Raw genomic sequence first — 9,256 nt, forward strand, 5'->3', positions numbered from 1 at the left:
CGGGTGACCGCAGACAAAGTTCTGCTATTGTCGGAATCAGCCATGATCCGAGCTCCCATAAGCTTGGTTGTGGTCAGATCGAGCAGGTGTTCGCGCACCTGTTCGATCGCCGAGGGGTAATTTTTACTACAAAATGTATGAAGTCAATCAGAAAGTTTGCCTTGCGTAACGATATTCTTACAATGGAGCAGTGCCGTGGTGCGCGAGCTATGTTGGGCTGGAGCCAAGCGGAACTCGCCATAGCGGCTAGCGTGTCTCGCCAGACCGTTGCCGATTTTGAACGGGGGGCTCACGTGCCCATCAGCAATAATCTTGCGAGCATCGTCGCGGCGTTCGAAAAGGCAGGAATTGAATTCATCCCTGAAAATGGTGGCGGCGTGGGTGTTCGTTTCAAGAAGTAGTGGCAGGCTGGTGCTATTCATGCCCCGAACCGGTCACGGGCCGGGGATGTCGGCAGGACCCCGAGTCCCGTGATCAGCGAATTGATTCCACATGGCTCGCGGATTTCCCGATCGTCCGCCGATCGGAACTTTTGCCGTGCATAGGCACGTGAGCGGGCCATCTCTACTCGACGCAACGCTGTCAAACGGGGCTTATTGTGGAGGTTCATTTGGTCCCGGCACAGACGTCCCGGACGGGGATGATTAAAAGAGCGCAAATTGAGCCGATTCAACAAGTATCTAACGGCAGGGCGGCCATGGCGAAGAAAAGGCGACAATCGGCGGGATTGGAAATCCCATGATTGGCAGTGATGAGCTATGCCTACGCTTGTCGAAATCAGAAAAGGCAATGCGATGAGCAATAATCCGGGAAAAAAGTAAGCCGGCAACTTGGGACAAGCGGGAGCGCGAAGATCGGGACCGCACGCTGTCCGGGTATCGGCGGGCACATCATCCCGCTTATCGGGGCATGGCACGACGCTCGTAGCCAGATCGGCAGGAAAGCGCGTGCGGAGGCAGAGCCCTTTTTCCGGGGTTGTCGGGATTCAGCCAGTCGATGAAGCACGCCGACAAGGCGATCAGCGCCTAGACGGCTAATGCGATCGATCTTTTCCGCGATCACGACTTCGCCCGGCTGAGGGTCCGCGATCAGCCGCAACAAGTCCGGCCGATCGGTCGAGCACCAGAGGCTTTTTCGCGATAGACGCAGGCGATGTAATATACCCGGCCGTCCTCTCATCTTCGATAATCGACTCCTGTCGCTGTAGATCCTGCTCCTGGGAACTGACGCGCGGATGAATCCTGGCGATGCGTAGCGTCATGCCTTCTTGACCTGAGCCGGGGCGGGCTTGCATATCGACAATAGCGGCGACAGCACCCAAACCGGGCTTCCGTCGGCAGGTCAGCGTCAAGATCGGATATTGCACCTGTTGCAGAGCTGCCTATTCTGCGATGACGCAAAAGTCAGAAAAACAAGTGTCGCTTTAATCGGGGAGTTTCGCGACAAGGAGGTAATCGATTTTGATCAGCGCATTGATGGTCGATGTGGATGGAGTCTTGGTTTGCGGTCGCCCTTCAGACGGCAGACCTTGGGCATCCACCATCGAGGATGATCTAGGTTTTTCAGCCGCGGACCTTCAACGAGAGTTCTTCATTCCTCACTGGAACGAGATCGTTGTCGGGCGCTGCGGTTTGGCTGATCGCCTGAAGCCCACCTTGGCAAAGATAGCTCCGCATCTGTCCTACGATGATTTTGTTGCCTATTGGTTCGAAAACGATGCCCGGCTGAACACTGAGCTGCTTGAAGAACTTCGCCAGGAGCGCGACGCCAGAAAGAGAGTTTATCTGGCGACCAATCAGGAGCACGTCAGGGCAGCGCATCTGATCGAGGTGCTGGGCTTAGGTGGCCATTGTGATGGCATCTACTAATTCAGCAGCGTTGGGAATCCGCAAACCCGATCGTGCCTTCTTTGAACAGGCAGCTAGCCTTTCAGGGCTTCCGGCAGAGCAACTGCTTTTAATAGATGATACGCCTGCAAATATCACGGCCGCACGAGCGTCTGGCTGGAAGGCTGTCCAGTGGCTGGAAGGAAGCTCCCTGTCCGCTACGCTGGCAAAACTCCGATCCGATCTGTCGCAAAAATTCTAAAACCTGTTACGTCACCGGTTCTAGTCGCTTAATGTGTCGCACGTTTCGGGCAGACCGTGTCAAAAGTCGGCAGATAGCTGAATAGCGATTGGCCCGACGTCGTCTCGGGGATTTTCGACGGTACTTGTGCTGATTGACGGTACGAACTTGCTTTGTTCGTTCGGCCCCCTTTTGGCGGGAATGTGCCATTCTTGCGGGATAATGGCCTCTCACGCCCTGGCAGCAGCGATTAGGCCGGAAACGCCGATGAGAGTGATGGCTCTTCGAATATTATAGGCGAGCGCCGTCAAACTGAATTCGCCCCGGACGTTTTCCAATCGCCGCATCAGGAAAGCGGCCTGATACATCCATTGTTTGATTGTCCCGAAGGGATGCTCAACGCTTTCGCGGCGCTGGTCAAGCACTTCGGGTCTGGCTGCAAGGCGTGCTGCCATCCGATCAAGAACCTCCTCGTTCTCAACACGGCCGACCCGTCGATACCCATGGGTGCAATGCGCCTTCAGATCGCATGACCTACAAGCTTCCCGATTGCAGTATTCGACAAGCTTCAGGTCGCGCGTTTTCTTCTCATATCGCGGTGAGAGGTGCTCTCCCGCAAACGTACACGTCCTTCTCGGTATCATAGCGGAACTCGTCCTTGGAAAAGAATCCCTCGCGGACGGCCGCTCCTCGCAATGGCTTGGGGACATACGCGGTGATGCCCGCCTTCTCGCACGCCTCGATATCCTCGACCTTGAAGTAGCCGCGATCGGCAACCACCTCGATCCGCGCGACGCCGAGATTGTCCATCGCCGCCTGCGTCGTCTGCGTCAGCAGTCCCATATCGACAACCTGGCTGCTAACCTCCTGCTCAGCTATCAGCTTGTGCTTCACATCGACGGCAAGCTGGACGTTGTAACCGACGCCCACCTTGGTCATGCGCGCCATGGCGCGGCTATCGGGATCGGTCAGTGATATCTGGTCTTCACCTGTGCGATCCAGCTCATCGAGCAGGGCCTTGTGCCGGTCACGCTTTCCTTTGATCGCCGCGATCTTCTCAGCGAGGTTTTTTGCTCGCGGTCCGCTGCTTCCGGTATTCTCTTCCTGTGCATCGCCGTTGTCGAGCCGCTTCATGTACTCGGTCAGCCGTTCGTCCGCCTCGCGGATAAACTTTGTCAGCGCCGCCCGCGTGAAGTTGCGGTCCTTGTTGTTGACCGCCTTGATGCGTGTGCCATCCACCGCCAGCAGTTCCCGGCCAAACAGATCGAGCTGGCGGCACAGGATGATGAACTCCCGGAACACCTGCCGAAAGGCGGCATGGTTCACCCGGCGAAAGTTGGCAATGGTCTTGTGATCGGGCTTCAGGTGGCGCAGCAGCCAGATCACTTCGATGTTACGATGCGTCTCGGTTTCCAGCCGGCGGCTCGACCGCACCCGGTTCAAATAGCCGTAAAGGTAGAGCTTCAGCAGATCGGCCGGATCGTAACCCGGACGACCCGTCAACTTTGGCTCAACCCGTATAAATCCAGACGCCTGCAAATCCAGTCCATCGATAAAGGCCTCGATGAACCGGACCGGGTTGTCCGGTCCGACATAGTCGTCCACCACTTCAGGCAGAAGCAGCATTTGCGAGCGGTCTGTTCCTGATAAATGTGCCATGGCAAAATATACCATGCAGTCACAAACATCGGAATCCACCGTCAACACGAAAGGAGAGCGGTATGCATCCCCAGGACCACATGAAGCTTTACGAAGCCAGAGTTAATCTGCGGCGCTTCGATGAGGTTGCCCCGCTTATATCAGCAGAGGCGGTCTTCTGGTTTACCGACGGCACCTATCGCGGAATCGATGCAATCAAGGCCGCGTTTGAAGAGACGTGGCGCAAGCTTCATAACGAGGTGTACTGGCTGGAGGATGTCGACTGGATTGCGGTGAGCGATACCGTCGCAAGCTGCACATACCGCTTCCGATGGAAGGCCGACATTGAAGGGAAAACCTACGAGGGCGACGGTCGCGGTACCACTATATTGAAAAAAGAGGACACGCAGTGGAAGATCGTCCACGAGCACCTCAGCCGCTTTCCAAAATAATCAAGCTGCTTTTGACACGGTCTGCCCGATTAAAGCGACGGTTTTGCAACCGACTTTTGCACCGTTGCAGAAGTCAACTTTTGCGACACGGTTTCTTGCTTCGCGATGTCGTGCTGATGTCGAGCCCAAATGCGTTTCACCTGTGCCTCGCTACATCCAGTAAGTTTCGCAGTCCTGCTGATATTGTTGCCGCCAGACCGGAAGGGCAATAATGCGTTCGTGTGTCACCAGGTCAGCTTGGCGTCCGGCATACTTCCCGCTCGCCTTTGCCAGTTCGATGCCCTGCCGCTGGCGCTCTCGGCGATCCTCGAAATCATCCCGAGCCATTGGGGTCGGCTCCGGCTGGGGGCGGAATGACACTCTAAGCCGTTTCTTCCTTGGGCCAGAGATATTCGCCGGTCAGTAATATGTGTGCCCAACCCAGCGGAGAGATATGCGCCAGAAGTTCGGGCGGCACATCAAGTCCTTCATTCCGGCGCTCTGCGACTGCATGGCCGAGATGGAGGGTGTTCCAGTAGATGATGATTGCGGTGAGCAGATTGAGTCCGGCGATCCGGTAATGTTGGCCCTCGGTGGTTCGGTCACGGATTTCACCCTGGCGACCGATGCGCAGCGCATTCTTGAGAGCGTGGTGGGCCTCGCCCTTGTTGAGGCCGATCTGGGCACGCCGCTGCATGTCCGTGTCGAGGATCCACTCTATAATAAAGAGTGTCCGCTCCACGCGGCCAACCTCCCGCAGCGCAACCGCCAGATCGTTCTGGCGTGGATAGGAGGCAAGCTTGCGGAGCAACTGGCTCGGCTTGATCTTGCCGGAAGCCATGGTCGCGGCGCAGCGGAACAGGTCGGGCCAGTTCGCAATGATCAATTCCTCGCGAATCTTGCCACCGACCAGTTTGCGCAAATCCTTGGGTGTCCCTGCGGGATTGAACACGTAAAGGCGCTTCGAAGGCAAATCGCGGATGCGCAGGACAAGGCGGTATCCGAGCATGCCGCTGGTCCCGAACAAGTGATCGGTAAAGCCGGCCGTATCGGCGCCCTGGGCCAAGATAGCGTCGGCGATGGTCGCATTTGTGGCGATGGCGTCGATCGAGATGAGCGCCCCCTTCAGCCCGTCGTCCGCGCCAAGCCGCTCCAGAAGCGTTGGGATTGCCGTCAGCTCGTTCGCCTTGTCGGGCACAGCTTCCTGGCCCAGCACCAGCCGGCTCGTTGTCGCGAAGGCCGAGACGAGATGGATCGATCCCGTGCCTTCGCGGCGGTCGTGGCTGCGGCGGGACGTCTTTCCGTCGATGGCGACAAGGTCCAGCCGTTCGGGCCATGTCTCGCGCACCCAGCCCGTGAAGGCCTCGGAAAACAGCGCCGGATTGATCCGGTTCATCAGGATCGTCAGCCAGCGCTCGCCGGGAACGCCGTGCTCGTGGGGCAGGTAGCGCCGCAAGAACTCAAGATGCGCCTCGCTGTCTTTGGTTGATAAAGGCCTTTCACGCTCAACCAGAACGGTGAACCTAGATTCCACTTCTGGGGTGTAATCACTGTCCGTGGTCCTTTCTCGGATCACGGCAACGGCTGATTTGCGGCCTGAAATGCTGTCTCAGTAAATTGTCAATATGATAATTACACAGGTTGCAAGCTTCCTTTCCAGCGGCTGTAACACCTAACAATACAACCGAGAGCCGTGCAGTTCGGGTGGACGTTACTGTATCTTCTACGTCGCAGTTTTCATCTTCAGCGTTTGCGGCAGTCTCAATCAAAAGGTCTCTGGCACTGAAGATGAAAATTGGCGCGTTCATGATGCCCGCTCATCCGAGTTATCGGACGATTCGCGATGGCCACTATCACGACCTCGACACCTTGAAGTTTCTTGATGCGATCGGCTTTCACGAAGCCTGGATCGGCGAGCATTACATGATGCCGGCCGAACCATGCCCTTCGCCTGATTTGCTGATAGCGCAAGCGTTCCTTGAGACAGAAAACATTAAGCTGGCTCCCGGCGCGTTCATGCTCCCATTCCACCATCCGGCTGAATTGGCTCATCGTATTTGTCTTCTCGATCACATCGGAGACGGCCGACTTATGGTGGGCATTGGGGCGAGCGGGACCAATTCGGACTTGGAGATGTTCGGGATCGACTACCAGACGGGTATTCACCGAGAAATGACCGCTGAATCTATCGCGATTATGACGCGCTTCTGGGAAAGCGAAGGGCCGTTTGAGTATAAGGGGCGGTTTTGGTCAGCGCGCAGGCCAGAAGATCAACTGCGGAAGCGATCGGGGTACCATCTGAAACCATTCCAGAGGCCTTATCCACCCATTGGCGTCACCGGCTTATCCGCGGCTTCTCCAACGCTAAGGCTGGCGGGAGTGAATGGCTGGATACCGATCAGCTTTTGCTTCACTCCCCAGTATCTCCATACGCATTGGGAGGTCGTGACGAATGGTGCGCGGGAAGCTATGCGCATGGCCCCGTCGCGGGAAGATTGGCGCGTAAGCCGGCCATTCTTTGTCGCAGACACCGACAAGGAGGCTTGGCGACGGTCCGTGGAGGGCGAGATGGGGCGATATTTTCGTGAAGACTATTTGCCGATGCTTGCCGGGAATAAAGCGCTCGGACTTTTGAAGCATGATCCCGAAGTTCCCGACAGCGACGTGACCGTTGAGTACGTTGCGAAGCATTGCTGGATCACGGGTTCGCCCGAAACGGTAGCGGACCGTATCGAGGAGATGGAATTCTTGTCGGGCGGTTTTGGCGTCTTGCATGTGATGTGCTTCGACCATCTGGACGACGTACAAGCGACCAGACAGAGCTATTCGGCGCTGGCTGACATCGTTTCCGCTCGGCCTCAATAGGTCCATTTGAAGAGGGTTGAATGCGTCCCGAAAACAGATCCTCCGGCAAGATGGCCATTCTGGTCGTCGACATGCAACATGACTTTATCGACGAAGACGGCCCCATACCCTGCGTCGGCGCCAAGAAAATCGTCCCCAATCTGCAAATGCTTACTCGGCTCGGTCGCGAGCTCGGGATTCCCGTCATCTATACCAAAGAGTCGCACCGGAAGGAGAAGGTGGATTTCGGTCTGGAGCTGGAGTACGGCGAAACCGAACATTGTCTTGAAGGCACTCGAGGGATCGAAATCATCGAGGAACTGGTCCCTCAGCCCAGCGATTTCGTTCTCGTGAAGCGACGATATAGCGGCTTCTTTGCAACAGACCTCGATCTGTTGTTACGAGGGCTCGGCGTCAACACGCTAGTCCTGACTGGAGCCGCAACCGACGTCTGCGTGCGGGCGACCGCACAAGACGCCCTACAATTAGATTATCGTGTAATCGTTCCTGAGGAATGCGTAGCGGGTACGAGCGCCGCGCGCCATTCAGCGGCGCTCGAGCACATTGGTTATGTTCTCGGCCGGGTTTTGTCTTTGGATGATACCGTTGTCGAATTGCGCCGTTCGTCGGCCGCTTGACATGGATAGCGGATCCTCTCGTCAGCCTGACCAAGGCACCATCTACACCGAAGCCATCCGAAGATTGGTAGAAGAGAGGATCGACCTTACCCAGCAGGAAGCGAGTGCCGTCATCGACGGCATCTTGGATCAAGAGTTTAGTGACCTGCAAATCTCGGCGTTAATCGCAGCGCTCGCCCAAAAAGGAGAGACCGCGACAGAAATTGCCGGTGCCGTGGAGGCCATTCTGAAACGTAGCAATCCCCTGCTGACTGGGCGCCACGACGTTCTCGACATCGGCGGCACTGGCGGTGATCGAGCCGGTACATTCAACATATCGACGACGGCGGCGTTTATCGTCGCAGCTGCTGGTATTCCCGTCATCAAACACGGGAACCGCAACGTCACAAGCAAGTGCGGAAGCAGTGATTTGATGATGGCTCTCGGAGTCGACATCGCAAACTGTAGCAAACCCGAACAGGTGCTGGCCTCTCTCGACGCTTGCAATTTTGCCTTCGTGGCAACCTCCCATTTTCATCGATTTGCACCTCGAATCGCCGAGATTCGCCGGGAAGTCGGGATCAGAAGCATATTCAACTTGGCCGGCCCGCTGGTGCATCCGGCACGAATCCGCAAACAAATCGTAGGTGTCGCAAAACCCGGGCACGTGGCGCTCTTGGCCGATACTCTTTCCCACCTTGGACGCGACGATGCCTTCGTGGTCCATGGGGCAGGCGGCCTGGACGAAATAAGCTGCATCGGTAAGACGACGGTCGCGCGCGTAGCACGCGAAAAAATCACTATGTTCACCGTCTCACCCGAAGATTTCGGCGTTTCTCCTTGCAAACGGCAGGACCTCCTTGGCGGCGACCCGGCGCGCAACGCTGAAATCTGTATTGAGATCCTTCAGGGGCAACAAGGACCCCGCAGCGACGCGGCCGTTATTACCGCGAGCGCGGCACTGGTGCTGGGGGGGAACGCTGCGACCTTTTTGGAAGGGGCAGCTATGGCGCGCGCCGCGATCACATCTGGCGTTGCACGCAGGACATTGGAAAAATTTTTGAGGCAGGGAAATGCGAGCACGCGTTAAAATTTGCGGAATTACCTCTTTAGAAGATGCGCGAGCGGCCGTTGACGCCGGCGCGGATGCACTGGGGTTCGTTTTCTCCAGAAGTCCGCGGCAGGTTAGCCCGAATGAGGTGCGCCAGATTGTCTCCGAGCTTCCGCCTTTTGTGGCTACGGTCGGCGTGTTTGTCGATGAACCGATCGAGTTTGTATTGCAGACTATTGAAACATCGGGAATTTCAATCGTGCAGTTGCAAGGATCGGAAACAAATGAATACTGCAAAAAGATTGGCCGACCGATCATCAAAGGCTTCAAAATCGGCGATGACTTTCCGGTTGAAGCGGTGAATTCCTTTGAGGTGGAAGCCTTTCTCTTCGATACATATGTTCAAGGACAGGACGGTGGGACTGGCAGAACTTTTGATTGGACCATCTTAGCCAACCTAGCGTTTCGCCGACCCTTCATTGTGGCTGGAGGGCGATGTCACGTTGTTTGATCAAGGTCGGAACAAGGCGCTTATGTGAGACGTCAGGCGGTTGCGCCGGTCACGGCTTTCCACTGCGCCCTTGCGCGGATCCGATGGATGTGGATGG

9 protein-coding genes and 3 pseudogenes are annotated in these 9,256 nt (G+C 56.5%); 7 read left to right on the forward strand and 5 right to left on the reverse strand.

Features of this window, described 5'->3' with window-relative positions; translation table 11 throughout:
- Together BN1800_RS44345 and BN1800_RS38270 are read left to right on the forward strand one after the other, a co-directional pair.
- A partial coding sequence (locus BN1800_RS44345) for a helix-turn-helix transcriptional regulator (RefSeq protein WP_244564804.1) occupies nt 1-401 on the forward strand: 401 nt, incomplete at its 5' end.
- 1,074 nt (nt 402-1,475) lie between these two features.
- A pseudogene (locus tag BN1800_RS38270) lies at nt 1,476-2,089 on the forward strand (HAD-IA family hydrolase); the annotation flags it as partial.
- Between the two features lie 208 nt (nt 2,090-2,297).
- Here the strand turns inward: BN1800_RS38270 and BN1800_RS43230 are convergent.
- Together BN1800_RS43230 and BN1800_RS38275 are read right to left on the reverse strand one after the other, a co-directional pair.
- On the reverse strand, nt 2,298-2,711 hold the full coding sequence (locus BN1800_RS43230; protein ID WP_244564805.1) for a transposase: 414 nt from the start codon (nt 2,709-2,711) through the stop codon (nt 2,298-2,300).
- A complete protein-coding gene (locus tag BN1800_RS38275; protein WP_244564806.1) occupies nt 2,656-3,693 on the reverse strand; it encodes an IS1182 family transposase in 1,038 nt (345 codons plus the stop codon). The genes BN1800_RS43230 and BN1800_RS38275 overlap by 56 nt, the downstream gene beginning before the upstream one ends.
- A 95-nt stretch (nt 3,694-3,788) precedes the next feature.
- On the opposite strand from BN1800_RS38275, the gene BN1800_RS38280 reads away from it, so the two are divergent.
- On the forward strand, nt 3,789-4,157 hold the full coding sequence (locus BN1800_RS38280; protein WP_087005982.1) for a YybH family protein: 369 nt from the start codon (nt 3,789-3,791) through the stop codon (nt 4,155-4,157).
- A gap of 150 nt (nt 4,158-4,307) precedes the next feature.
- Here BN1800_RS38280 and BN1800_RS44350 read toward each other — a convergent pair whose 3' ends face one another.
- The 3 genes and pseudogenes from BN1800_RS44350 to BN1800_RS44360 form a co-directional block, all read right to left on the reverse strand.
- The gene (locus BN1800_RS44350; RefSeq protein WP_210191318.1) at nt 4,308-4,484 is read right to left on the reverse strand and encodes a hypothetical protein; all 177 of its coding nucleotides are present in this window, start codon (nt 4,482-4,484) and stop codon (nt 4,308-4,310) included.
- 34 nt (nt 4,485-4,518) lie between these two features.
- Nucleotides 4,519-5,205, reverse strand: a pseudogene (locus BN1800_RS44355) (Tn3 family transposase); the annotation flags it as partial.
- Nucleotides 5,185-5,607, reverse strand: a pseudogene (locus BN1800_RS44360) (ISAs1 family transposase); the annotation flags it as partial. The pseudogenes BN1800_RS44360 and BN1800_RS44355, both read right to left, overlap by 21 nt.
- Nucleotides 5,608-5,924: 317 nt before the next feature.
- Here BN1800_RS44360 and BN1800_RS38295 point away from each other — a divergent pair.
- From BN1800_RS38295 to BN1800_RS38310, 4 genes are read left to right on the forward strand one after another with little or no spacing between them, the layout of a single operon-like run.
- Entirely contained in the window at nt 5,925-7,001 is a 1,077-nt protein-coding gene (locus tag BN1800_RS38295) for an LLM class flavin-dependent oxidoreductase (protein WP_179214010.1), read from the forward strand.
- Nucleotides 7,002-7,021: 20 nt separating this feature from the next.
- Entirely contained in the window at nt 7,022-7,618 is a 597-nt protein-coding gene (locus BN1800_RS38300) for a cysteine hydrolase family protein (RefSeq protein ID WP_087005998.1), read from the forward strand.
- A gap of 1 nt (nt 7,619) precedes the next feature.
- The gene (gene trpD, locus BN1800_RS38305) at nt 7,620-8,687 is read left to right on the forward strand and encodes an anthranilate phosphoribosyltransferase (protein WP_179214011.1); all 1,068 of its coding nucleotides are present in this window, start codon (nt 7,620-7,622) and stop codon (nt 8,685-8,687) included.
- A complete protein-coding gene (locus BN1800_RS38310) occupies nt 8,671-9,159 on the forward strand; it encodes a phosphoribosylanthranilate isomerase (protein ID WP_087005989.1) in 489 nt (162 codons plus the stop codon). Before trpD ends, BN1800_RS38310 begins: the two co-directional genes overlap by 17 nt.
- Nucleotides 9,160-9,256: the final 97 nt, after the last annotated feature.

Source organism: Rhizobium sullae, from assembly GCF_900169785.1.
Taxonomy (GTDB): domain Bacteria; phylum Pseudomonadota; class Alphaproteobacteria; order Rhizobiales; family Rhizobiaceae; genus Rhizobium; species Rhizobium sullae.

Coding starts and splice junctions, on each gene's coding strand:
- BN1800_RS43230 (WP_244564805.1), bottom strand. CDS start 2,711: ATGATACCGAGAAGGACGTGTACGTTTGCGGGAGAGCACCTCTCACCG.
- BN1800_RS38275 (WP_244564806.1), bottom strand. CDS start 3,693: ATGCTGCTTCTGCCTGAAGTGGTGGACGACTATGTCGGACCGGACAAC.
- BN1800_RS38280 (WP_087005982.1), top strand. CDS start 3,789: ATGCATCCCCAGGACCACATGAAGCTTTACGAAGCCAGAGTTAATCTG.
- BN1800_RS44350 (WP_210191318.1), bottom strand. CDS start 4,484: ATGGCTCGGGATGATTTCGAGGATCGCCGAGAGCGCCAGCGGCAGGGC.
- BN1800_RS38295 (WP_179214010.1), top strand. CDS start 5,925: ATGAAAATTGGCGCGTTCATGATGCCCGCTCATCCGAGTTATCGGACG.
- BN1800_RS38300 (WP_087005998.1), top strand. CDS start 7,022: ATGCGTCCCGAAAACAGATCCTCCGGCAAGATGGCCATTCTGGTCGTC.
- trpD (WP_179214011.1), top strand. CDS start 7,620: ATGGATAGCGGATCCTCTCGTCAGCCTGACCAAGGCACCATCTACACC.
- BN1800_RS38310 (WP_087005989.1), top strand. CDS start 8,671: ATGCGAGCACGCGTTAAAATTTGCGGAATTACCTCTTTAGAAGATGCG.